The 25,080-nt window shown below is 37.8% G+C and carries 22 protein-coding genes and 1 pseudogene; 11 read left to right on the top strand and 12 right to left on the bottom strand.

Annotated features, from left to right (window positions below; genetic code table 11):
- The 5 genes and pseudogenes from NMG86_RS20305 to NMG86_RS20325 form a co-directional block, all read right to left on the bottom strand.
- On the bottom strand, positions 1-798 hold the full coding sequence (locus NMG86_RS20305; RefSeq protein WP_026798796.1) for a hypothetical protein: 798 nt from the start codon (positions 796-798) through the stop codon (positions 1-3).
- Positions 791-1,906 (bottom strand): AAA family ATPase, encoded by a 1,116-nt coding sequence (locus NMG86_RS20310; RefSeq protein WP_026785378.1) that lies wholly within the window; start codon positions 1,904-1,906, stop codon positions 791-793. Before NMG86_RS20310 ends, NMG86_RS20305 begins: the two co-directional genes overlap by 8 nt.
- Positions 1,903-2,985, bottom strand: coding sequence for a DUF262 domain-containing protein (locus NMG86_RS20315; protein ID WP_043936740.1), 1,083 nt, complete (start codon positions 2,983-2,985; stop codon positions 1,903-1,905). Before NMG86_RS20315 ends, NMG86_RS20310 begins: the two co-directional genes overlap by 4 nt.
- A gap of 8 nt (positions 2,986-2,993) precedes the next feature.
- Entirely contained in the window at positions 2,994-3,161 is a 168-nt protein-coding gene (locus NMG86_RS20320) for a type II toxin-antitoxin system HicB family antitoxin (protein WP_071782617.1), read from the bottom strand.
- Between the two features lie 83 nt (positions 3,162-3,244).
- A pseudogene (locus tag NMG86_RS20325) lies at positions 3,245-3,501 on the bottom strand (ferredoxin:protochlorophyllide reductase (ATP-dependent) subunit N); the annotation flags it as partial.
- A 93-nt stretch (positions 3,502-3,594) separates the two neighbouring features.
- Between NMG86_RS20325 and NMG86_RS20330 the strand changes: the two are divergent.
- The 7 genes from NMG86_RS20330 to NMG86_RS20360 all read left to right on the top strand — a co-directional run bounded on the left by NMG86_RS20330 (position 3,595) and on the right by NMG86_RS20360 (position 7,978).
- Positions 3,595-4,134, top strand: coding sequence for a rhodanese-like domain-containing protein (locus tag NMG86_RS20330; RefSeq protein WP_026785377.1), 540 nt, complete (start codon positions 3,595-3,597; stop codon positions 4,132-4,134).
- A gap of 10 nt (positions 4,135-4,144) precedes the next feature.
- On the top strand, positions 4,145-5,866 hold the full coding sequence (locus NMG86_RS20335; RefSeq protein ID WP_043939062.1) for a SulP family inorganic anion transporter: 1,722 nt from the start codon (positions 4,145-4,147) through the stop codon (positions 5,864-5,866).
- An 87-nt stretch (positions 5,867-5,953) separates the two neighbouring features.
- Positions 5,954-6,427: a hypothetical protein gene (locus tag NMG86_RS20340; protein ID WP_026785376.1), complete on the top strand. Its 474-nt coding sequence runs from the start codon at positions 5,954-5,956 to the stop codon at positions 6,425-6,427.
- A gap of 225 nt (positions 6,428-6,652) precedes the next feature.
- Complete coding sequence (locus tag NMG86_RS20345; RefSeq protein ID WP_026785375.1) at positions 6,653-6,907, top strand: type II toxin-antitoxin system Phd/YefM family antitoxin; 255 nt, start codon at positions 6,653-6,655, stop codon at positions 6,905-6,907.
- Entirely contained in the window at positions 6,900-7,049 is a 150-nt protein-coding gene (locus NMG86_RS20350; RefSeq protein ID WP_081693770.1) for a type II toxin-antitoxin system YoeB family toxin, read from the top strand. Before NMG86_RS20345 ends, NMG86_RS20350 begins: the two co-directional genes overlap by 8 nt.
- A gap of 35 nt (positions 7,050-7,084) precedes the next feature.
- Positions 7,085-7,357, top strand: coding sequence for a hypothetical protein (locus tag NMG86_RS20355; RefSeq protein WP_026785374.1), 273 nt, complete (start codon positions 7,085-7,087; stop codon positions 7,355-7,357).
- Positions 7,358-7,576: 219 nt separating this feature from the next.
- The gene (locus NMG86_RS20360; protein ID WP_026785373.1) at positions 7,577-7,978 is read left to right on the top strand and encodes a DUF4346 domain-containing protein; all 402 of its coding nucleotides are present in this window, start codon (positions 7,577-7,579) and stop codon (positions 7,976-7,978) included.
- A 42-nt stretch (positions 7,979-8,020) separates the two neighbouring features.
- Here the strand turns inward: NMG86_RS20360 and psb30 are convergent, their stop codons facing one another.
- Positions 8,021-8,152 (bottom strand): photosystem II reaction center protein Ycf12/Psb30, encoded by a 132-nt coding sequence (gene psb30, locus NMG86_RS20365; RefSeq protein WP_026796378.1) that lies wholly within the window; start codon positions 8,150-8,152, stop codon positions 8,021-8,023.
- Between the two features lie 276 nt (positions 8,153-8,428).
- On the opposite strand from psb30, the gene NMG86_RS20370 reads away from it, so the two are divergent.
- Positions 8,429-9,646, top strand: a complete 1,218-nt coding sequence (locus NMG86_RS20370; protein WP_026796379.1) for a glycosyltransferase family 4 protein — start codon at positions 8,429-8,431, stop codon at positions 9,644-9,646.
- 145 nt (positions 9,647-9,791) lie between these two features.
- Here NMG86_RS20370 and NMG86_RS20375 read toward each other — a convergent pair whose 3' ends face one another.
- Positions 9,792-11,567, bottom strand: a complete 1,776-nt coding sequence (locus NMG86_RS20375) for a hypothetical protein (RefSeq protein ID WP_026796380.1) — start codon at positions 11,565-11,567, stop codon at positions 9,792-9,794.
- Positions 11,568-11,570: 3 nt separating this feature from the next.
- Positions 11,571-12,146 (bottom strand): hypothetical protein, encoded by a 576-nt coding sequence (locus tag NMG86_RS20380; RefSeq protein ID WP_026796381.1) that lies wholly within the window; start codon positions 12,144-12,146, stop codon positions 11,571-11,573.
- A gap of 329 nt (positions 12,147-12,475) precedes the next feature.
- Between NMG86_RS20380 and NMG86_RS20385 the strand changes: the two genes are divergently transcribed.
- Positions 12,476-12,655, top strand: coding sequence for a hypothetical protein (locus NMG86_RS20385; protein ID WP_087882097.1), 180 nt, complete (start codon positions 12,476-12,478; stop codon positions 12,653-12,655).
- Positions 12,656-12,689: 34 nt separating this feature from the next.
- Here the strand turns inward: NMG86_RS20385 and cobN are convergent, their stop codons facing one another.
- The 4 genes from cobN to NMG86_RS20405 form a co-directional block, all read right to left on the bottom strand.
- Positions 12,690-16,574: a cobaltochelatase subunit CobN gene (gene cobN / locus NMG86_RS20390; protein ID WP_026796382.1), complete on the bottom strand. Its 3,885-nt coding sequence runs from the start codon at positions 16,572-16,574 to the stop codon at positions 12,690-12,692.
- Positions 16,575-16,829: 255 nt separating this feature from the next.
- Positions 16,830-19,373, bottom strand: coding sequence for a primosomal protein N' (gene priA, locus NMG86_RS20395; RefSeq protein WP_026796383.1), 2,544 nt, complete (start codon positions 19,371-19,373; stop codon positions 16,830-16,832).
- An 80-nt stretch (positions 19,374-19,453) separates the two neighbouring features.
- Positions 19,454-20,611 carry a nucleotidyltransferase family protein gene (locus NMG86_RS20400; protein WP_026785366.1) on the bottom strand — a complete coding sequence of 386 codons (1,158 nt, stop codon included), beginning with the start codon at positions 20,609-20,611 and terminating at the stop codon, positions 19,454-19,456.
- A 217-nt stretch (positions 20,612-20,828) separates the two neighbouring features.
- Complete coding sequence (locus NMG86_RS20405) at positions 20,829-21,674, bottom strand: segregation/condensation protein A (protein ID WP_026785365.1); 846 nt, start codon at positions 21,672-21,674, stop codon at positions 20,829-20,831.
- Between the two features lie 324 nt (positions 21,675-21,998).
- On the opposite strand from NMG86_RS20405, the gene NMG86_RS20410 reads away from it, so the two are divergent.
- Together NMG86_RS20410 and pcrA are read left to right on the top strand one after the other, a co-directional pair.
- Positions 21,999-22,553, top strand: a complete 555-nt coding sequence (locus tag NMG86_RS20410) for a hypothetical protein (RefSeq protein ID WP_026785364.1) — start codon at positions 21,999-22,001, stop codon at positions 22,551-22,553.
- Positions 22,554-22,666: 113 nt separating this feature from the next.
- Complete coding sequence (pcrA, locus tag NMG86_RS20415) at positions 22,667-25,045, top strand: DNA helicase PcrA (protein WP_026796384.1); 2,379 nt, start codon at positions 22,667-22,669, stop codon at positions 25,043-25,045.
- The last annotated feature ends 35 nt before the right edge of the window (positions 25,046-25,080 follow it).

Below are 25,080 nucleotides of genomic sequence, written 5' to 3' on the forward strand. Positions count from 1 at the left end.
TTATAGTTTCATCTTTTTAAGAACGGGATTAGGAACATCATCCCGTTCAATAGGATATCCGTGATAACCATCAACATTATCCGGTTGAAATTCATAAAACTTACCATTTTTATACCCATAAAACTTTTTCCCATACAACCAATTATTACGGTAGCTTTCATTCAAGACTTCTTGAGCTTCTGCATCACTTAAATCCATCAATGTTCCTTTCACTCCTCGTTCACCTTGCTTACGATGTTTAGGGCTGGGGATATATTTAGGTAGTAACTTTTTAGCTTGACTAACATAGTTCAAATTAGTAATTTCTATTAAATGGTATTTCCCATCTGTAGTAAATTTAATTTTAAGAGATTCTTTTGAGAAAGCAGGAGCTTTTGGTAAACTGATAATTTTGCTCATGATATGATCATAAATTTGGAAATATACAACACCTGCTAAAGAACTTTTAGAAACATCTTTTTCCTTGAATTCACATTTAAAAAAAGGAATTTCTTCTCTTTTTAATTTGTCCTCAAGTTCGCGATCAATAAAAGGGCCTTTCCGAGTTATTTGTAAAAACAGGCTAAATTGATTATTTTTATTTTTTTTCCTCTCTAAGTTTTGTTTGTTCCGCAACCATTCTGCTACTGTTAAATTTGGTGAAATTTGACAAGCCCAAAAATTACTATGTATTCTAACTGGAATTCCTTTATAAATTTTATCAAATTCTTCAATTATTTCAAATACAGCAGTCATCAGGTTATCTGCTTCATCATAATTATTTTCTGCTTGTCCAAGAAATGAAAGTTCATTAATCACGACGTACATTATAAGTTAGCTCCATTAAGTCATTTTCACGTTGATCAAAAAAGCCTTCGGGCCATTCATCAATCCGCCCGTCTTGATCTATATTAGGAGATATTATTTCTGTTAACATTTTTCCTTGTATTTTTTCCCGTTTAAAATAGTGAATTTGTACTTCTTTAGAATTGATTTCACCATGTTTAACAGCTAAACAAATTCCATCCAAAACATGATCACTATGGGTTTCTACAACAATTTGAATCCCACAACTTGCTGCAATTCCTAAAAGTTCACCCATTTGAGATTGTCCTTTAGGATGCAGATGAGATTCTGGATTTTCAACAATAATTAAAGTTTCGGGTTCAGCAGCCAGAATTGCTACTAAAATAGGTAAAGTATATGTGACTCCAAAACCCACATTAAAGGGACTATAACCTCTACTTTCTTTAAAAGAATATATAAGTCTTACACGCTGGGTTTGTAAGTTTGGTTCAGTTTTGATTGAAATGCCAGGGCTTATTTCTCCCATCCAAGCATCAACTTGATCTTTTAAACTGAGTGATTTTGCTTTAGGATGAATTAATTTTTTATTGTGAATATCTTTATTTCCAAAAGCGTCTAAAAAATGAGTTGCATACTCTCCATTTATTCCAAGTTGTTTTTTTTGAATCACATCAACCTCTGACATTGGGTATGATATTTGAGGCCCAATTCGTTCTGCTTTTAAGTAATAAAATTTTTTATCATTAAAAAGGCGGGATTTATAAATTTTATCATCAACTTTTTCTGATGCTATCTTTAAAACATCTAATTCTTTAGCATAATTAAAGCACCAAATTCCTTTATGTTCATTTTCTAAATCTATTTCAAATCCAATTAATTCATCTTCTGCATACTCAAAAAGTGCGTCTTGTCCTGTGCCAATATATACTTGTTCATCATTTAAAATTAAACCCTTGTTAGGGAGAAAATCTCTCTGATATGAACGACGTAACAGCATCAAAGCTTGTAAAACAGAAGATTTTCCTGTACTATTTAAACCTGATAATAAGGTCAAAGGTTTAAAAGAGATGCTTTGATCTTGAAAAGATTTAAAATTGATTAGCCGTAAATTTTTAATCATTTCAAAACTTCCTTAATAATTGTTTCAATATGGGCTAAACGTTTTTTGACACTTTCTTTATTTCCCGTACTTCTATAAATTATAGCATCAAATTCACCGTTTTGTTTTCTATTTAAAAGATTATGATATAAATTATTTTTACAATGAGCTAAAATTTGTATAGCATGATCATCTAATCGATCTAAGTTAACAGACCAAGCCTCAAATAGAGCTTTATTGATAGGATACCGTCTTTTCCGCTCAGGTGACTTGGGTTTACGAAAAGCATCTTTACCAAATATCTGAAAAGCTGCATCCATCGCTCGTTCAAAACGCTGTCTTAGTAATTCAATTTCTTGCTCACTCATTTGGTTTATCTGAGCCATTTTGTCATTTAAAAAAACATCATAATCTTTAAAATTATATTCAAAAGCATGATTATCTGTTAAGGCTAAAAAGCGTAAAATACACTCTTGAGCTAACATTCTTCTATCTTTTAAACCCTTATCAGTAGCGTTTTTGAAAGACTGTGATTTTGCTAGATCTGTCAATAAATCCCTCGCCTTATCTTTGCTTTTTGCATAACGCATTTCCTGTGAAGACAAAGGAGAACCACCTCGATTAATTCGCTTATATAAGCTAAAAATAACATCTTTAGATGTTCCTCTTAAGATTAAAAATATAGTTAATTCTGTTTCTCTAATTCGTCGCCTTAAATAATTAGGAATATCAGAAGATTTTGCTCCATTAAGCTGATCTAAAAATTCCAATTTTTTTAATTCCAAGGTTTCTTCTATTAAAAATTCTTTAAAAGTGGTTAACCGTTGTATTCCATCAATAACAAACCATTCTTCTTCATTTGTTGCATCAATATAAAAAGCTGGAATTGGAAAACGAATTAAAACAGATTCGATTAATCTACTTTTAGCTACTTGAGTCCAAATTCCTTGATTTCTTTGAAACTCTGGAGCTAAATTCAGTTGATTATTTTCCAATCTCGTTAGCAGTTGCTGAACCGTCATCGGTCGAGTTGAAACACTAATAGAATCAGGATCAAAAAACTCTGAAATTGTTAGTTCATCATCTGAGTTGAATAACATAATAATTATTAGTAAAAATTTTCAAATTCTAGGCGAAGTTCGATCGCATCTTGAATCCTTGACCTAAGCTCATCAAGGGATTTTACTTGTGTATGACAACCTTTAAAAGTAGGAACTGAAGCCACAAAATAACCATCAGAATCTTTATCAATCAGTACATTAAATTCTTTAATCATTTTCTAACCTCTAGTAAACCAAAATAGTGGCAAGTCTTACCTTGCCCCTATAATCCTATATCTATTTTAGCTAATTTTGTCAATTAAACCTTCGCATCTTCCTTAACTAACTTATCCCAACCTAAATCCTTGAGACTGTTATTCCGACGTAACGGCTGAGTTACTAACTCCAGAATATCCCGTGCATTTGGGCAAAGGTGAATTCTACCGACCATTTCGTATTAATACCACGGGCTTCTAAGGGGTTAGCATGAGCCATTGCGGTAATCACTAAATTCGGTTTTAACTCATAAATTCGTTGAATTTGATTGTAATTATCCGGTTTTTCCACAATAGTAGGTACGCAATTGCGTAAGTCCTGATTCTATTAAAATGTTGTATGATAGAATAGTTAGGGTTAATCCAAATTACTTAATTAATCAAATCTAAAAATATGGTTAAATCTCTTGGCGATCGCTTACAGTCCATTGATTCTGAAACCTTAAAACAATGGCTAGATCAAGATAAAATTACTTTAATTGATGTTCGAGAACCTTCTGAACACGCTGGGGAATATATTGCCGGATCAATTCTAGTGCCTTTATCTACTTTTGATCCTAAAAATGTACCATCGGATTCCTCTAAACCCGTGGTTTTGTATTGTCAAACCAGTAACCGCAGTGGACAAGCGGCACAAAAATTATTGGCTTCGGGATTTGAACAGGTGAGCCACCTACAGGGGGGATTGAATACTTGGAAACAAGCGGGATATCCAACAGTTATTAATAAAAATGCTCCTATTAGTATCATGCGGCAGGTGCAAATTGTTGCCGGGTCATTGATTTTAACCGGGACTTTATTGGGGGCATTTGTTTCTCCGAATTTCCTATTTTTAAGTGGCTTTGTCGGAGCCGGATTACTATTTGCCGGAATTAGTAATACCTGTGCGATGGCAATGTTATTGGCAAAATTACCCTATAATCAGCGTGCGTAATTGAGGAAAAATGCGGGAATATTTTCCGATTTTAGATTGGGGATTAAATTACAAACGAGACGATTTAACCGGAGATTTAACCGCCGGAATTATTGTGGCGAGTTTATTAATTCCCCAGGGAATGGCCTATGCAATACTGGCAGGTTTACCCCCAGAAGTGGGACTCTATGCCAGTATTTTTCCTCAGATTGTTTATGGGTTTTTGGGAACAGCTTCCATGCTATCTGTAGCTCCGGTGGCGGTGGATTCTTTAATGGTAGCAACGGCCGTTAGTGCGATCGCAACCGAAAACACACCGGAATATTGGGGGTATGCTTTAACCTTAGCCTTAATGGTAGGAGTTATTGAACTCTTGATCGGGATTTTCCGGTTAGGATTTATAGCTAATTTCCTTAGTCAAGCGGTAATTTCTGGGTTTATTAGTGCGGCGGCGATTTTGATTGGATTTAGTCAAGTTAAGCATTTATTGGGAATTAAAATTCCTCAGACTGAATCATTTTTTACTACAGTTATTTATATTATTAAAGAAAGTCCTAATCTAAATCTAGTAACTTTTAGTTTAGGAATTATTAGTCTAGCATTATTATTATATTTTAATCGCGGCTTAGGAAAACATCTTAAATCCCAAGGAATTCAGGAATCTCTGATTATACCGATCACGAAAAGTGCCCCTTTAATGGTAGTGATCGGTAGTTCAATATTAGTGGGATTATTACATTTAGATCAATTATTTGGAGTTAAAGTGATCGGAGAAATTCCTAAAGGGTTTCCACCTTTTACTATACCTAATTTTGATTTAAACCAAATTCAATTATTAGGAACTTCTGCCTTAGCTATTAGTTTTGTTGGCTTTATGGAAGCCTTTTCTGTCGGTCAATTTTTAGCTAGTAAAAAACGCAAAAAGGTTGAAGCAAATCAAGAATTAATTGCTTTGGGAGCCTCAAATATAACGGCTGCATTCACCGGAGGTTATCCGATCACAGGAGGGTTAAGTCGTTCTGTGGTTAACTTCTCCGCCGGAGCAAATACAGCCTTAGCCTCAATCATTACGGCGTTATTTTTGATGTTAACAGTTTTGTTTTTTACTCCTTTATTTTATTATTTACCGCAAACAAGTTTAGCTGCAATTATTTTAGTCGCCGTTGGCAACTTACTCGATTTTGCCACTCTTAAACGGTTATGGAATTATAATAAACTCGATGGAATTACTTGGGTTAGTACCTTTATTGCGGTGTTGCTAACAAGTGCAGAACAGGGAATTATTTTGGGAGTATTAATTTCTCTAGTTTTATATTTATCACGAACCAGTAAACCCCATATTGCTGTTTTAGGACGGGTGGAAAATACGGAACATTTTCGCAATATTTTACGACATCCGGTAACGACTAGCCCCCATATTTTGGCGATAAGAATTGATGAAAGTTTGTATTTTGTAAATACTAAATATTTAGAAGATTATTTATTAAAACTGGTAACAGAACAGAAAGAAGTCGAATATTTACTGTTAGTTTGTAGTGGGATTAACTCGATTGATGGCAGTGCTTTAGAAACCCTACAACGTCTGATAGAAGATTTACACCAGATGAAAATTGAGTTTTATCTTTCTGAGGTCAAAGGCCCAATTTTTGATCAATTAGAAAAGGTGGGATTTGTGGATAAATTGGGACGCGATCGCATTTTTTTAAGCACCGATCAAGCAATAAAAGAATTATCTCAACGGGTTTCCCTTTAACCCTTAATTGATTTGATAGTGGCATTCCCTGTTCTTTCTGACCTAAACATGGGATGATTTAACTATCTTGTGTTGAAAAGGATGCTGATGCACGATTCTACTGTAAAACCGATCACCCGTAATTTTTCACTGCTTGTGCCCGTACCTGAAATTCATTTGCTTTCCGGTCAGGATGTTTGTGAACAGGAAGGAAAAGTAGCGTTTGGGAGTCAAGATTTTGAAGTTTTTCGTAAACTTGACCAAGACCGAAATGATCGGGTCGTTAAGGTTTTTATCTATGCAACTTTGCAAGACAATCGTTCCTTTATTCCTAAAGTAACCTGGCAAGCCTTATACATTGGTCATTTAGACTCGCGCCGAGGTCGCCATCCCCAAGGGATGAAATACCGTCCAGCTACGGCGGCAACTGATGCTCCAAATTTTGCGATTTTTTGGGAAGTCACCGACCTCAAACCCTTAGATGTTCCCCTGAATATTTCTAACTTTAAAGCGGTTGGTAAAAAAGAAGTCTTTCAATCTCGATTTATTCCAGAAAAACCGTTAATCATTCAATATTTTTAAGATATCTATAAATTTGGTATAAATTTTTCATGAGGTTAATTAGACGTTTAGATTTACAACCCATTTGATCATCTCAAGCACAAACGACTCGATTGGGTAATATATGAATCGGCTTTTTTAACTCTGGCATTATTTAAACACTCTGCCATTAGTGCGATCGCGCAACCACTATTAATCAAAATCCACTACAATTAACTTGTGCTCATAGTCGTACAAGTAACAGCAATGAAAGTAGTAACGTTTAGCGAAGCGAAAAGCCAATTAAAAACGGTGTTAGATCGGGTAGTTGAAGATGCTGACTACACCATAATTACCAGACGCGATGCTGATCATGCAGTAGTCATGTCCCTTGATTATTTTAATGGTTTACTGGAAACGGTTCATTTATTAAAGTCGCCAGCCAACGCTGCTCATTTAGAACGTTCCATTGCCCAATATAGGCAGGGGAAAGCTCTTGAACATCAGTTGATAGATGAGTAACCGCATATTGGCTTGGACTGACGAGGCTTGGGACAATTATATTTACTGGCAAAATCAGGATCGAAAGACTCTCAAAAAAATTAATAAAATTATCAAAATTTGCCCACCTTACCCCTCTATTTCAAGAAAATTTATTCTATAATCTTACTAAGAAGAAATTTCAGAGAAAGAAATCAAATGACTAAATTAATACAAGAAACCTTTGAGCAAATTTCACGGCTTCCTGAAGAGCAACAAAATACTCTTGCAATATATCTACAGAAGCATCTGGATGAATTTTTACAAAAAGCTGAGAAAGAAAAGCGGATTGAAGAAGAAACTTATACGATTAATGATTTCAACGAGGAAACACAACAAGCAATCAAGAATATCGAAGAACAACAAAACTTAACAGTTTGCAATAATAAAAATGAGCTTTATAATGAATTAGGTATTTTGCGTAAGTCCTGATATCCACAAATTATGTATAAATTTTTCATGAGGTCTATTAAATATTCTCGCTTTCACAAGATATTGTAGGGGCGGGTTTAGTTTAGGGGCGGGTTTAGTTGGTTTTGGGGTGAGTTTTCTAGGTTGACTCGAACCCGCCCCTACGGGGTTTGATGAAAATTTAGGCGGAAAATGAGATAAACTATAGACAGCTTAATTTATCATTTCATTAACAATACCGTGTCTCCTCGACCTACAACTACTGCTAACACCAAAGCACTCGCCGCTTTAGACGATCAGCTTTCTAATCGTTTTATTCATCTTGATCCGGCGGGATATTTTATTGTTTATATTGATCGAGAAGCGAGATTAATTTATGCCGAACACTATACCAATGCTATCAATGAAAAAGGATTAGCTGTTGATCCTGAAACCGGAGAACCTTTCCCTTGTACTGGGAGTTTAAAGCGCGAACCTACGGCTATTTTTACTGGAAAAACCGCTAAGGAATTAGGGATTAAAATTACTGAAGAAACCCAACCCTGTCCTATTAGTTGTTTAGATCATGCGTTGTATCTGGGACGGGAATTTGTGCGGGCGGAAATCGCCCTAATTTCTGGGTCTGATTATATTCAAGATTAAAATTAGCTAGAGACGTTGCCACCAACGTCTCCATCCTCTTGATTAGAGATCGCCGCCACGAAAAGCTAGTAAGATAATGACTGCCGGGCCAGCAACCACAATCAGACCTAACATTGTCAACTGTGCAATAAGCTCAAAGTTGATATTGCTCAAAAAACTTGTAATTGCGTCCATTATTCCTCCAAATTTAACGGGTGTAAATATTGACTGTTTGTAAAAATCAACAGTTGATCTTACCAGGCGATCGCACCTTCATTTTAATATTTTTCACAAAACGCAATACAATGACCGGGATATTGAACCCAAAAGCAGTAATCCGGTTTCCTATTCCCTGCGATATAGGATGAAGTGACCGATCTAAGATATAAGGACTAATCTAAGGACAGAACGCGGTAATCGTGGTAAAGTCATGCTCATCAAACCCATTTTAATAAATTCCAAATCACTTGAATGCACATTGCTTGGCTTGGAAAAAAATCACCCTTTTGCGGTAACGTTACCTATTCCCGGGAAATCACTAACGCCCTGTTAGACCGGGGCCATCGAGTCAGCTTTCTGCACTTTGCTCAGGAAGGAACGAACGACCGCAACCCAGAATGGCAACTGGAAAACGGTAACTGGAAAATCTCTACCGAGGACAAAAATGGCAAGGTGACACCCTTTCCCATGACTCAGGAGGTGTCTTTACCCTGTCTGTATAAGTCTCAAGTCTATACAATTCCCACCCTCAGTTCTAGTAAAGTCTTAACCAAATCCCTAAAACGGTTGAAACCCGATTTGGTTCATGCGTCCCTGACTCTTTCACCGTTGGATTTTGTCTTACCTGAAATTTGTGCAGAACTGAATATCCCCCTGGTGGCGACCTTTCATACGCCCTTCTACCACAAATTGCGGAATTTCCAATCGGGGACACAACATTTAACCTATCAAATTTACGCGCCTTTTTTAGCAAACTATGACCGTGTGATTGTCTTTTCCCAAGTCCAACGGGAGATGTTAAACCGTCTAGGAGTCGAAAAACACAGGGTAGCGGTGATTCCTAATGGAGTCGATGGGTCGAAATATTCTCCTGGGCCATCGAGCTTTAAGGAGGAATTAGGGGCGGAACGGGTTTTTGTTTATCAAGGCCGTTTGGCTACGGAAAAGAACGTAGAGTCACTACTCAAAGCCTGGAAGAAGTCGGACATGGGGCCAGGTTGTCTATTGGTCATCGTTGGTGATGGGCCATTAGCCCCCTCTCTCCAGGCCTCCTATGGGCCAGAAGATGGGATTATCTGGTTTGGGTTCATCGGGGATGAAGACCGACGGATTGAAATTTTGCGGGGGGCGGATGTTTTTGTTTTACCGTCGATGGTGGAGGGGTTATCGATCTCGTTATTAGAGGCGATGTCCTGCGGTACGGCTTGCGTGGCGACGGATGCGGGGGCGGATGGGGAAGTGATGGAAGGCGGCGCGGGAATTATTATGAAGACCGAGGGCGTGACTTCCCAACTACGAACTCTGTTACCGCTATTGCGAGATCATCCTGAAATGATCCCCCTGGTGGGTCAAAAAGCCCGTCAACGGGTTTTAGAACGCTATACCCTGAGTCAAAATATCACTCAGTTGGAACATCTCTATCGAGATTTGTTACAAGAACGGCGTTTGGAATTTAGCCACGTTGTTTAATCTGTAGGGGTGGGGTTCTCCCGCCCTTGCTCATTTATCAGTGTAAGAGTTAATAGCATTGGTGTTATGCGATCGCACGCAATCAAAAACTAATCGCCACCTTTAGGGATGGAGTTTCGTAGATAATATTTCTATTAGCTTCCGCTTATGTACTGGGTGCTTTCATAAGGAAGCAAATCTCTCCCTCATCAACCTTTTTTTGTAGTTTTCGCTTGGCATTTTGAGTCAATTTTAAATCAGTGGCTAGTTCATCCAAATTTTTATAAAATTTACTCATTCTAAGTTGCATCAACTTATCGATTTTTGTTTCTCTCATTCTAGTTCCGTGAAAAGCATTAACGATTAAATCTTTTTCAGCAGTATTAATATCCACACATTTAGTAGGAATGGGTGGAGTAATTACCTTTAAATCTTTTTCAGCAGTATTAATATCCACACATTTAGTAGGAATGGGTGGAGTAATTACCTTATCAGACTGTATAAAACAGATGTTTTTAAGCTCTAGTTTTCGCTGCAAAAGAGAAGGAGACGAAGGAGCAATTATAAAGGCAAGATCAGGTGGTGTACCATCAGTAGTTAAAGGTCTAAATTTCACATCTTCCAACCATTGATTAAAAGTTTCTAGATGACTACTTAAAAGTTCATAGTTTTTCGCTTCGCCAAAGGCTCTAGCAACACAGGTATTGTTGTGATCTAATTGTATATAACAATCGAAAGCGTGACCTTGAAGTACAGTTGTCGTGGAAACTGAAGATAAAGTATATGATTTGTTTTTGAGATGGGTTTGCCACTTATGCTCACATTGCGCTTTTACTAAATCACGTGCATTTCCTTCAAAACCTTTTTCAGATTCTTCTCTAAAATGCTTTTCATGTATCTCTAGAACTGCTGTCGCGTATTCTTTACAAAAGCTTCTCAAGTTTTGAGCCGGATTCAACGGTATATTCTGGATTTCCTGCCATGCTTGAGAAAAATTTTTATATCCTTTAAAAGCTCCTTCTATACGTGCATCAATTTTAGCTCTGATCATTTCAAATTCATTTCCGTATCCTTTGTTTAGATTAATAACTGAATTTCCAACGAGGCTTTCTATCACAGAATCTTCATTAATGAAACTCTCTATATTATTTGATGTTCCAACAAGATAAATCAGAAGACGAATTTTTGAACGAAATTGTTGAGATGCTCTCTTAATTAAAGCTTTTATAAGAGATCTTGTTTCCTGAAGCTCATTAGGATAGTTTTGCAATGAATCTAATTCATCAATTAAGTAGGCAAAAGTAAATCGTGGTTCTATCCTTGATATTTGATTAATTACTTCAAAAAAGAATTCTTCAAAAACCACTTCAATTTTAGCAAAGTAGCTACTAAACTTAGAACGAAAGGGCATGAACTTAGTTGCTGATGTTAATTGGGCAACTTCAGATTGCTCTAGATAATCATTGAGTATGTTCCTTGCTATATCTTTGATTTGTTGAGATGAACTATTCAATAATTCCCAAAAAGTTTGAGCTAGAATGTAACAATACAATTTTACAGTAAAACCCTGATTTCCACCTGTCATCAGTAAATCAGAGAGTTGAAAACGGCGGGCAACAGAAAAACTTTCGTAAGTTAATTTAGCCTTAGTTAATTCGTGTAAATAAGTGAGCAAAGAAGTTTTACCACTTCCTACTAAAGCTGCAACAAATCTAAAAGTAAAATATCCGTCATCGAAAGTATGCCGAAGATCGTCTTCAAGTAGTTCAGTAATATTACTAATTGGTCTTCCAGATAAACTTGGTGCAGTAGATCCCTCACCTGTTGAGCCTGGAAGTCTAACAACACGCTCAATCCAAATATCTTCAATAAATCCTTCACCTGCTTTAACTCTTTGAAGGAAGTCTTTGATAAATTTCTTTTTTCCGGCATCTTCAGGCATATTTTATTCCACCCATTGAATTAATTCCTGACCTTTTTCATCTACAGCAAAAATGTTACCGTTTGACTTAAGCAAATCAAAATATTGACTTAATTTTTTTGGTGAAATAGGGTTTATTTCCATAAACTCATCGCAAATTTCTTTGCTATGAATAGCAACGACACCCCTGAGTTCCTGCTTCTGCCTCACTTTAAGGTAAAGCATTTTGAATTTCTCCAGAAATTCATCAAAACTCATTTGATCAAAAGAATTAACTTGAGAATGAAAATTAGCAGCCTGTTTAATACAAATCAATAAAGTGTTTAATACTTTAGGCCCTTTAACAGAACTAAATTCGTAATCGGTAGTAGCTAAATTAGTGACAAGAGCTTGTAAACCTTGCTCGGTCACGTAAAAACGCCCTTTACTCGCTTGCTTAATTAGTTCCTGTGTTTGTAAGGCATCATAGATTTGATCTGCTTTCTCCTTCCACTCCCTCGCCAAATAGGACTTGACCGTGCCTTTTGTTACCGTATCTTTTGCGGTATATGCACGGGCATAAAGTAGATAGATGAGTTGCTCTGTAGTAAGTTTAGCCATATTGTCCTCTCTATGCCGAATTTTAACTCAACATGATCGCTATACGAATCCAAAGGCTCATGCGATATCATCAGCATCTTGTCCTCGTTCTGCCTGCTATTGTACTGCCAAAGAAAGACTCTGTGTAGTAAAAGCAAGGATAAGCCCGTCAGCCATAGTGTCTAGCCCATTAGCTTAATGTGGGATGCAAGGAAAGGTTGCTGGTTAAAATGTAATTGTACTAGAAGGCATAGCTAGGGAAGATCGTGTTTAAATAAAACTGATGTTATTGATTCTAACATAGAATTGTTGATACATTTTCCTATCTTTTACTAAGAGTAACAATTTTTATGAATTCTAAAAAAGCTTTTGAGTCAATAACTTTGCCTAACAAACCCCCCAACAACATCTTAAAACACAAAGCAACGAGTACAGTCGGTCGCGGAAAAGTCGTTAAACTAGATGCAAGTCCAAGCTTTTCTCAATGGAGTGATGAATTTGTTACATGGAACTATCGAGCCGTACATTAACTCACTAATTAATCCATTTATTGATTTTTCATTCCTAAGTTTTCCCTTCAATTATTCCCTCGGCTTCATGAACAATTGCCCTCAACTGTTCAATCATATTTTGACTCGCTGTTTGCCAGAATTGGCGTTGATGGGCTTCTAATAATCTTTCTGCCATATCGCGTAACGCCCAAGGATTTTTTTCTTGAATAAATTGTTGTACTTTCTGATCGAAAATATAAGCATTTGCCACCCCTTCATACATGAAATCTTCAACACAATTGGCGGTAACATCATAGGCGAATAAAAAATCAACGGTTGCTGATAGCTCAAAAGCTCCTTTATAGCCATGTCGCATGACTCCAGCTATCCATTTAGGGTTAATAACCCGGGAACGATATACCTGAGAAATTTCTTCTTTTAAAAGTTTAACTTTTGGGTTTTCAGGAATAGCATTATCTCCGAAATAAATCTGAGGATTCTCTCCCGTCAAGGTTCTAACCGCAACGGTCATTCCTCCTTGAAATTGATAATAGTCATCGGAATCTAATAAATCATGTTCTCGGTTATCTTGATTTTGCAGAACAATTTGCATATTTTCTAACCGATTTTGAAAGGCTTCTGACGCAGAAATTCCCTGTTGATAGCCAGAATTTGTGCTGGTATAAGCGTAACTACTCCAGTTAATATAGGCCGTTGCTAAATCTTGATCTGTTTGCCAGTTTTGGGATTCAATTAATCCTTGTAAACCTGCCCCATAAGCGCCGGGTTTAGACCCAAAAATTCTCAAGCGCGATCGCAAATTTGCCTGTTCAATTGTTAACCCTTCTTGCATCCAAAATTGGGTTTCCTGTTGAACTTTGGCGGCTAAAGGATTTTGATCTTCAGTTTCATCTAAATTAGAAACAGCAATTACCGCCTGATCAAATAGATCAATTAAATTGGGAAAAGCATCTCTAAAAAAACCTGAAATCCTTAGTGTAACATCCACCCGGGGACGACCTAAAATAGAAACTGGTAATATTTCAAAATCAACTACTCGCCGCGAAGGATAATCCCAAACAGGTTTTACGCCTAATAATGCTAAGGCTTCCGCGATATCATCTCCCCCAGTTCGCATTGTTGAAGTTCCCCAAACTGATAATCCTAAAGTGCGGGGATATTCGCCATTTTCTTGGGTATAACGTTCAATTAATACAGATGCGGCTAATTCCCCAACTCTCCAAGCAGTTTCTGTAGGAATAGCCCGAATATCAACGGAATAAAAATTACGTCCGGTGGGTAAAACATCGGGTTTTCCTCTTGTTGGCGCCCCCGATGCACCACTCTTGATAAATCGACCGTCTAAACCTTTTAATAGATTGGTAATTTCTTCGGAAGTTCTCAATAAATTGGGTAATAATTTATTCTGAATCCAGTTTAATTCCCTTTGGATTAATTCTGTAGATTTGACCCCCCCTAACCCCCCCTTGGTAATGGGGGGAACTGGAATTGTTATTAAAAACTCTTGTTCCCCCACTTGGCAAGGGGGGGCTAGGGGGGGTAATTCTTCAACAAAAGTAGAAGTTAAAAACTCTTGTTCCCCCACTTGGCAAGGGGGGGTTAGGGGGGGTAATTCTTCAATTAAATTAATCGCATATTCTTCAATAACTGCCACCCCATCCCCAACAGTTCGACAGAATTGATGATTAATAGTTTGATTAATAATTTCCCCATAATCTGATGTTAAAGGATCAAAGTCTAACTGCCAATCTTCTGCGATCGCGCGAGTTAAACCCAATCGTTTATTGTCAGGATGACGAGCGATCGAAATAATTAAATCCCTTAATTGTTCACCCTGGGGACATTGCCCAAAAATATGTAATCCATCCCGAATTTGTGCCTCTTTTAACTCACATAAATAGCGATCTAATTCACTAAAGATAGAACCTTGATCCTTTAAAACTGCCTGTTTATTAAGTTTGGGTAAACCCAATTCTTCCTCTAAATTTTCCTGTTGAATTAACTGAATAATTCTTTCTGAAATTAACGATAACCGCGAGGGATCTAAACTTTGAGCTTGATAATATTCATCCATTAACCCTTCTAACTGTTGTAATGATCCATATAATTCCGCACGGGTTAAAGGAGGGGTTAAATGGTCTAAAATTACCGCTTGAGAACGACGTTTAGCTTGGGTTCCCTCCCCTGGATCATTAACAATAAATGGATAAAAATTCGGCAATGCACCTAACGCTATTTCAGGATAACAGTTTTCTGATAATCCTACACTTTTACCCGGCAACCATTCCAAATTCCCATGTTTTCCTAAATGAATAATTGCATCGGCTTGAAATTGCGATCGCAACCAATAATAAAACGCCAAATAATCCGGTGTGGGTTCTAAATCCGGGGCATGATAATTTAAGTTAGGATCAAGATCATAGCCCCGAGAAGGTTGTATCCCGATAAAAATATTTCCCCGTTGAATCCCTGAAATAGCAAAGCCTTTAGCGGTCTTTTGTTCCTCTTGAAAATGATCTTTCCATCGGTTATTAATAGCAGTTTGAATGGCTAGGGGTAAGGTTAAAAAATAGTCTTGATAGTCTGCAAAGGATAAACTTTGATCAATAGATCGCAACTCCCAACCTTCCGGGTCATTGGTAATTCCTGATGTTAATTGATCAATTAATTCTTCTCCGGTTTCAGGAGAATTTTCTAGGAAATATCCCGCTTCTTCTAAGGCTTTTAGAATTTCAATACAACTGGCTGGCGTATCCAAACCCACTCCATTTCCTAAGCGTCCATCTCGACAGGGATAGTTAGCTAAAATAATCGCAATGTTTCGTTTTGATGGGGGTTTCTGTTGTAAATTAATCCAATTTTTGGCTAACTCGGCGACAAATTTAATCCGATTTTGCACCGCCACATATCTAACAACATTGGTTTCTAAGGTAGGATGCCAATTTTCAATAGCTTTAAAAGAAATCACCCGACTAATAATTCGTCCATCCACTTCGGGTAACGCGACATTCATCGCAATATCCCTGGGGGAAAGTCCCATAAAATTATTTTCCCATTGTTCTAAACTTCCCCCACTTAAAATTACTTGTAATACTGGAATATCCAAGGAAAATAATGGGGGTTGACTACTATCTTCTGAAGTCGAAGAAATCGAAAAACTGGTGGTATTAATTAATAATTGAATATTAGAATTAAAATAGTTTAAAACTTCCGTTTGTATGTCGGGATCTCGTAGAGAAGAAACAAAAATAGGAATAGGTTTTAACTGATATTCAACTAATGCTTGACATAAAGAATCAATCGGATCTAAATTTCCAGATAAGTAATGAGCGCGATAAAATAGAATCCCCACCCCAGCGCTATAATCATCGGATTTTGCCGATTGATTCCACTGATAATAACCCACTTTTGGAATCGTAACTGGCGGAATAATCGGATAATTTTTATTAAAAATATGATTGCCAATTAATAACAGAGCATTGGCAAAATTATCAACTCCGGCTTCAGTTAAATATCGCCAAACTTGATCAACAATTGATAACGATACCGTTGAATGACTAATTAAGTCAGGGTCGGGACGATCTTCACCCGGAAGGATAATTAATTGAGTTTTAGTTTTAGCAAAAATGTCTTGTAAAACTTCTAATCCATACGACCAATAGGAACGTCCTCCTAACAGTCTTAAAATAATAACTTGGGCTTTTTCTAAAACAGTTTCTGCGTAGGTATCAATGGTTAATTGTTGTTGTAATTGTAATAAATTAGTTACCCGCAACGCCGGAAAATCAGCCGGAAGTTTGGATACCACCGTGGCCAAGGTTTGAATATCCGTATCCGCCGCCGTTAAAAAAATAATTGGTGCGGGGGTTTGTTCAATAAAAATCACTCCGTCTGTATCGGGGTTCCATCCGCCGGGTGTGGCTGCAATTCTGTGCATTTTAATTCAAAAAATAGGTTTAATTTCAGGTCTCTAAAATTATAAATTCTAATAATTTATATTCTCATTCTAACGGATTTGTTCAATACAATTTGACATGGATTAGTTGACAAAATTTTAAATTTACATAATTGACTTAAATTCTGTCCTATTATATTATATCATGATTGGAGTGAAAAAGAGTATATATTTCTTTAACTGTTCCAGCTAATTCCTTACAGGATATACCCATTTAGATGGCTCAGTCTTAATCCTTTACAAATGTAGAGGGTCAATATCGATATTAATATAGACAGAACCAGAATTAAACTCATAAAATTTAGGTAAAATCATAGAAGAATCTTGAGTAGTTTTAATTAAAATTTGCCACCGATAACGATTAGCAACCCTAAGAATCGGAGCCGGAGCCGGGCCCAATAATTCAAAGTCAGAATTAGGATTATTTTCTAATAAAAATTCTGCTAATCTTTGGGCGGTTTGTTCAACATCTTGCTGATTAAAACTACTTAAACGTAATAATATTAAACGACCATAGGGGGGATAATTTAACTCCTGTCGCTGTTGTAATTCCGTAGCAACAAAAGACTCATAATCATGACGTTGTACCGCTTGAATCACCGGATGTTCGGGGGTATAGGTTTGTAAAATTACTCGCCCAGGATCATTCCCTCGCCCCGCCCGTCCTGCGACTTGGACTAAGGTTTGAAAAGCCCGTTCACTGGCGCGATAATCTGATAAATGTAATAACCCATCTGCTGATACAATTCCGACTAAACTAACGGACTCTAAATCTAATCCTTTAGTTAACATTTGAGTTCCGACTAATAAATCCGCTTCGCCATTAGCGAACTGAGTTAATAGGGTGCGATGGGCATTTTTTCGGGAGGTAGTATCACTATCAAACCGAATACATTTTAACTCAGGAAATAACCGATTTAATTCTTCTGTAACCCGTTGAGTTCCACTGCCAAAATGTTTAAAATAAGGAGATTCACACTCAGGACAACGTTGGGGATAGAGTTGACTATAATTACAATAATGGCATCTTAAAAGTTGGGCGGCGTCGGGATGTTCATGATGATAAGCTAAGGAAACATCACAATGGGGACATTCCATCACATAACCGCAACTACGACAGGAAACAAAGGTACTATGTCCCCGACGATGAATAAATAATATTCCTTGTTGACGAGTTTCTTTTAATTGATGTAGGGCGGTTTGTAAATCATAACTAAAAATAGATCGATTTCCTTGACGCAATTCTTGACGCATATCGACTATTTTTATAGGCGGCATTGGTCGCGCTTGAATACGTTCGGGAAGGGATAAATAAAACCGATTTTGTTGGTTTTTTTGTTTAATTTCTAACCAACTTTCTAAGGAGGGAGTTGCTGATCCTAAAATTAAGGGACAATTTTCTAATTCCGCCCGCCATTGGGCAACTTTTCGGGCATGATAACAGGGAGAAGGTTGATCTTGTTTGAAACTGCTATCATGTTCTTCATCTAAAATAATTAATCCTAATTTCGGTAAAGGTGCGAAAATAGCTGAACGAGTTCCAATAATAATTTGGGGTAAACCGAGGGTCATATTCCGCCAAGTATCATAACGTTCTCCCTCGGAAAGAGCGCTATGATAGACAAAGACTTGTTCGCCAAAACGGGCGCGAAATCGGTCAGTTAATTGGGGAGTTAAGCCAATTTCAGGAACTAATATTAAGGCTGATTTTCCTTGAGTTAGAATGGGTGCGATCGCTTGTAAATAAACCTCTGTTTTTCCTGAACCTGTAACCCCGTGTAATAATACTTGAGCATAACTGGATAAACTGTTAATTGCTTGTAAAGATTCCGTTTGATATTGATTTAATATTTTAGGCTGATCGGAGGTTTGAAAAATACCTTGTTCCTGTCTTAAAACTTCCCTTTCAGTAATTACAATACAGCCTTTTTCGGCTAAAGTTTTTAACAGACTAGAACTGGTACTACAAATTTTAATTAAATCATTAAACCATAGTTCTCCTCCTTGTTGCTTGAGAACTTTAATCACAAGAATTAAAACTTCCTGTTGACGAGAGGTTAAATCTAAAGGAACAATATCATCAACTAACGTAACCGCCTGTTTTAATTTGGGACGGGGAGGACTAGGGGGTTCTAAATAACTTTCGATCCATTTTCTTTGTAATAAATCTTTTAAACCCCGTTGGGGATTAATCACATTTTGTTTTAAATATTTCCAAGTAAAATCTCCGGTAACTGAAGATTGTAAGATTTTTAAGATAGAAGCAGCAGCCGGATTTAAAAATAATTGAGCATCCTTTGGGAGTGTTTCAGGAATTAAACGGATACGACGTTGACTTTTTCCTAATAATCCTGGGGGTAACGCCGTCCGAATAACTTGAATTAAGGGAGTTTGATAATAATTAGAAACTTGCTGTAATAGTTGCCAATAGGTTGAAGGGAAGAAACCATTACAAATAATATCTTCAACAGCTTTAACTCTACTTTCCGGTAAATCAGAAGGAACTTGATCCATCAACCGGATCACAATTCCTCCTAATTGTTGATTCCCAAAGGGAACACTAACAATATCTCCAGGTTTGACAATTAAATCTTGAGGAACGCGATAAGTAAATAGTTTTTGTTCCTCTTGTTCTTCCGTATTAAAACCATAAGGAACATCAACTAATACTTCAATAAACCATTCTGAACTAAAAGCAGAATTATCCGAATCATTCTGATAGTAAGATGCACCAGGTTCGGCAACAATAAACTTAGATTGATCGCAAGTCAAAGAAGACATCAGTAGTTTTTGTTGAGGATTAATATTGAGAAGGGTGGCGGGTAACGGAGCCGGAAAACCGAACACCGACACCGCTTAGATTAAGTATTACCTAATAAATCAACGATCGCTTGTCGTTCAGAAGATTGGTTATGAAAAACTTGACGGGTATCCGTAATCAACCAATCCAGGGCTGCCGCTTGGACATCAATAGAAGCCCCCAGCTTGTCCACACAATAGCGCCCAAATACCAATTTATCAACTAAACGCACTCCCGGCCCCAAACGGGAATATTCAAAAATCACACTATTGTCCACATAGGCATCGCTGCAAACCCAGCAATTCGGGCCAATCATTGTCGGGCCAATAATCGTCGCTCCGTCTTCAATTCGAGTCATCCCCCCAATATAAACCGGGCCTTGGATATTAACTTTATCCCAATTCACCGCTACATTCAGCCCCGTATATATGCCAGGGCGCACCTGTTGACCAGGGATAGAAACATTTTTAATATATCCTAACAGCACACTGCGAATTGCTTGCCAATAGTCAGGGACTTTCCCAATATCCACCCATTCAAAATCCATAGAAATCCCATAAAATGGGGCTCCAATTTCAACTAAATGGGGAAATAATTCACTACCAATATCATATTCACACCCGGAAGGAATATATTTAAAAATCTCTGGCTCAAAAATATAAATCCCCGTATTAATATCTGTACTGAGGGCTTCATTCACCGAGGGTTTTTCTTGGAAGGCTTTAATCCGGCCTGTTTCATCAGTTACCACAACTCCATAACTAGAAACTTGCTCTTTAGGAACAGATTTCATCACAATGGTGGCAATGGCTCCCTTTTCTCTATGCCATTTTACGGCTGCGGCTAAATCTAAATCAATTAACGCATCGCCACATAAAACCACAAAAGTATCATCAAAAAAGGGATTAAAGTCTTGAATTCTTTTCATCCCTCCCGCCGAACCTAATGCTTCTCCAATTAAATTTCCGTCTTCAATTCGTCCTTCAAAAGAATAGGCAATATGAACGCCAAACTTTTGACCATCACGAAAATAGTTTTCAATTTCATTAGCTAAATGACTGACATTGACCATAATTTGATCAAAACCGTGTGTTCGTAGTAATTCCACCAAAAATTCCATCACCGGTTTTTGCAGGATCGGAATTAAAGGTTTAGGAATGGTATAAGTAATTGGACGGATACGAGTTCCTTTTCCAGCCGCCAGAATCATGGCTTTCATATTCACTTCCTCACAACCCTAAGCTATGTTTAAAATTATCCACTCAAATTCAACTGACTAATCAGAATCGCTAAATGCCTTGTATGCACCAAGCACTGATACAGCATAACTGCTCTATTCTACAATCTGAGTTTTGAGTCTATTCATCAATTAATAGCCTATCAAGGTTCATGTTGCTTAATCCGTAGGATTCCAGAAAACTTCAACTTACACGATTTCAAGACTTTGTAGGTGGTTCTGTTAAAGAACGAACCTTCAGGTCTTGGTAAAATTCCTCTTGAGCGAGTTCCACTTTAGATTGGGCCGATAATAATAATAATGCCCAAAACACCCCCACCCGATCATGATTGGGGCCATGCTGAATCGGGGTTTCTTCCGGGGACGGAGCCTGTTCCGGTTGCTTCATCTCCAACCACAGACCTAGTAACTGCTCCAAATCAAACCATTCTGGAATCTGTTGTGATCCTGAATTCAAAAGCTGTTCGACCTGTGCCGCCATTTCAACTAAATTTTCTTGATGGGCTAATTCAGCGATCGCCTTGGCGGTAGTGGCTCTGCTTTTAGCGTTGTTGGCGCGGGGACGGGGACGGGCTTTTTGGGCGGCAATGGTATCGGCCATCAGTTGCAACTGTTCAATCAGTTCTTGCAACGTCACTTGCCGTTTTTGGGGAATTTTGGCAACAGCCCGCCGCCGGATTTGTTTTTCCAGTTGTTGGGGGCGTTGAATCCCATTTCCCTCATCTTCAGGGTCTAGGAATTCTTCCCCTTCCATGGGGCCAGCATTCGGGTCGAGGATTTCCGTCGCCATTAAACTATCAGCCTTGAGCAAGACTAACATCGAGGCATACAAAAACGCCTGACCCGACTGGGACAACTCGGCAAAATTGTTGCTCGAGCTTGATTCCTCTGGGGGGGTTAGTTTACTCAAATAACGATCAATTACGTCAATGACCTGCACATCCCAAGGATCAATTTCTCCCCGTTGTGCCAAGTCAATCAGGAGCGCAATCCCCTCTGAGAGAGCCGTTAACGCATCTTGAGGGGTGGCAAGGGGTGGGGGAATGGGTTCGATGGGTTTAGGGCTATAAATTGCGGAATCGCCTGAAATCACTGAAGGTTCAAAGCTCAGTAGTTCGCTGAATATCTAAATTATTGTAGACTAAAACCTTTGTTTCTTAACAATACGATCTGCTCAATCAGTTGTTTTTTGATAAACTGGGTTTTAGATTAATGTCAGGGATTGAAAAAATCGAACCCTGAAAACATTTATTTGAACTGATCTACCCAAAAACCCCCACCTTAGACGAAGTGCAACCTGCGGAGAATAATGGCGGACTGTGTATTGATGTTCCACAATTTATGAGTAAAAAATCCAAGAGTTTAAAATATGCCTAGAGTAAGTTCACAATTATCCGATCTTCAGTGGGTCAAGCAAGTCCATGATTTCTTAATTGAAGTCGCCCGCGCTTCTTTGGCAGATACTCCTAAATTACCTGATAGTGTTTCCACTCAAGCCTTACCTTTAGCCCAAAAAGCCCAGAATATTCAGCAAAAAGTTGCCAAAACAGGTTGGCAATCTGAAAAAAGCCAATGGATTGAACAGGTGCGTCAACTATTACTAGAATTGTCTCGGGTTGCTTTAGGAGAACGTCCTAAACTCCCTGAAAATATTGCTCAACGGGCCCTAACCTTGGCAGAAACAGCCCAGGATATTCACGAAGACTCAGCCGATTCTGGAGAAGATGATGATTCAGAGGAGGGTCGGTACGAGACAGACAATTCCTCTGAGGAGGCCTCAGTTAATGATTTATTTAAGCATCTAAAAGACCGTTTAACCACGGAACAGCAAACTGCTAATGGGACTGGAGATGCCCAGTGGCAGCAATTGTTAACCTTACTGGATATGGTTCACCAGACCTATAACAGAATTCAAAAATCCTAATCTATTCCGACTCTGTTGAGGGTATATCCTATTTGTTTCGGTGTTCAGTGTGTCCGCGACCCCCGGCTACGGATAAAATAGAAGTTGATTCAATTCCCGTGTTTTCTGTAGCCATGACTCAAACAATTGATTTCCTTAGCCATCTAAATACCTGCCAACGTCAGGCGGTGGAACATTTTTGTGGCCCGATGCTGGTGGTGGCGGGGGCAGGTTCGGGTAAAACACGGGCTTTAACCTATCGCATCGCTAATTTAATTCGCAGTCATCGGGTTCATCCTGAGAACATTTTGGCGGTGACTTTTACTAATAAAGCTGCCAAGGAAATTAAAGAACGGGTTGAGTTAATTTTTGCTCAACAACAGGCAGAACTCGAATTTGGAAAACCCTTATCAGCTTTAGCTGCCGATGAACAAACTCGCTTGAAATCAAAGGTTTATCGCAGTATTAGCAAACATCTTTGGATGGGAACCTTCCATAGTTTATGCGCTCGGATTCTAAGATATGATATTAATAAATATCAAGACGAAAGTGGCAGAAAGTGGGATAAGAATTTCTCCATCTTTGATGAAGATGATGCCCAAAAGTTAGTTAAGCATATTGTTCTCAAAGATATGAATTTAGATGATAAGAAATTTGAACCTAAAAAAATTAGATATTCTATTAGTAATGCTAAAAACCTAGGGTTTTCGCCTCAACAATATGCCAGGGAAAATCCTGATTATTATGGTAGAGTCGTATCGGAAGTTTATAGTTCCTATCAATCTCAATTAGCTTCAAATAATGCCTTAGATTTTGATGATTTAATTAGAGTCACCGTTGATTTACTCAGTCAAAATGAGCAAATATTAGCCTATTGGCATCAAAAATTCTGCCATATTTTAGTAGACGAATATCAAGATACTAACCGCACTCAATATAATTTAATTCGGTTATTAGTTACGAATGGGGAAAACCCCAGAACCATTAAAAATTGGCAAAATCGTTCTATTTTTGTGGTGGGAGATGTGGATCAATCTATTTATTCATTTCGGATGGCAGACTATAAAATATTGTTAGAATTTCAACAGGATTTTGGCGATCGCCTCCCCGATGATGATACTCGTACTATGATTAAACTGGAGGAAAATTATCGCTCCCGGGAAAATATTTTACAAGTAGCAAATCATCTGATTCAACAAAATACCGAACGCATTGATAAAATCCTCCGTCCCACCCGAGGAGAAGGGCTACCAATTTATTGTTATCGAGCAGATGATGAAGTAGATGAAGCCAAATTTATTCTATCACAAATTCAAGAAATTAGTCAACAAAATCCCGAATTAGATTATGGTGCGTTTGCCATTTTATATCGAACCAACGCCCAATCTCGCGCCCTAGAAGATGTGTTATTAAGAAATAATATTCCCTATACCGTTGTCGGGGGATTAAGGTTCTATGACCGCAAAGAAATCAAGGATTCTATCTCTTATTTACGAGTAATTGCTAACCCGGCCGATAGTATTAGTTTACTTAGAATTATTAATGTTCCCCGTCGAGGTATTGGTAAAACCACTATTGATGGGTTATTCAATGCGTCTAAACAGTTAGGAATACCCCTTTGGGAAGTGCTTAGTGATGAAGATTCTGTTAATACCATAGCCGGACGTTCAGCAAAATCCGTAAATCAATTTGCCCAAACTATTAAAACTTGGCAAGAACGCCTAGAAGACCATTCCGCCATGCAAATTTTAGAAGGAATTTTACAGGATGCGGGTTATATTCAAGACTTGAAAAATGAAGGAACAGATGAAGCCGAAAACCGCTTAGAAAATATTAAAGAATTGACGAATGCCGTCTCCCAATTTCAAGAGGAATATGAGGATAATACCCTGGGTGGATTTTTAGCCAGTGCCTCCTTAGCTTCCGATTTAGATAACTTAAAAGAAGGACAACAAGCGGTTTCCTTATTAACCCTCCATGCAGCGAAAGGATTAGAATTTCCCATCGTCTTTTTAGTCGGTTTAGAACAGGGACTTTTCCCCAATTATCGCAGTTTAAATGATCCCTTATCTATTGAAGAAGAACGACGTTTATGTTATGTTGGGATTACTCGCGCCCAGGAACAATTATTTTTAACCCATGCTTGTCAACGGCGGTTATGGGGGACTTTAGAATCCTGTATCCCCTCAATGTTTTTACAGGAATTACCCGAAGGATTAATTCATAGTTATACTCCTCCCATTCAACCCAAAACAACTAAAAATAAAAATAAGGGAATTAAACAAGAGTCAAAATCACCAACTGAGATTAAACAACCTGCCAAAAGTGACAAATTAGAATCGAATGTTAAGGACTGGAAAGTTGGGGATAAAGTCTTTCATCGTACCTTTGGGATTGGAGAAGTAACCCACATTTTCTCAAATAAAGATAAAATGTCTTTAGCGATTAAATTTGGCAGTCTCAGTCCTAAAATTCTTGACCCAAATACTGTTCCCTTACAACGTTTCAAATAATCCCGTTGTTGCACTTGTTGTTGCACTTGTTGTTG

Source organism: Planktothrix rubescens CCAP 1459/22 (assembly GCA_904830895.1).
Lineage (GTDB): Bacteria > Cyanobacteriota > Cyanobacteriia > Cyanobacteriales > Microcoleaceae > Planktothrix > Planktothrix agardhii.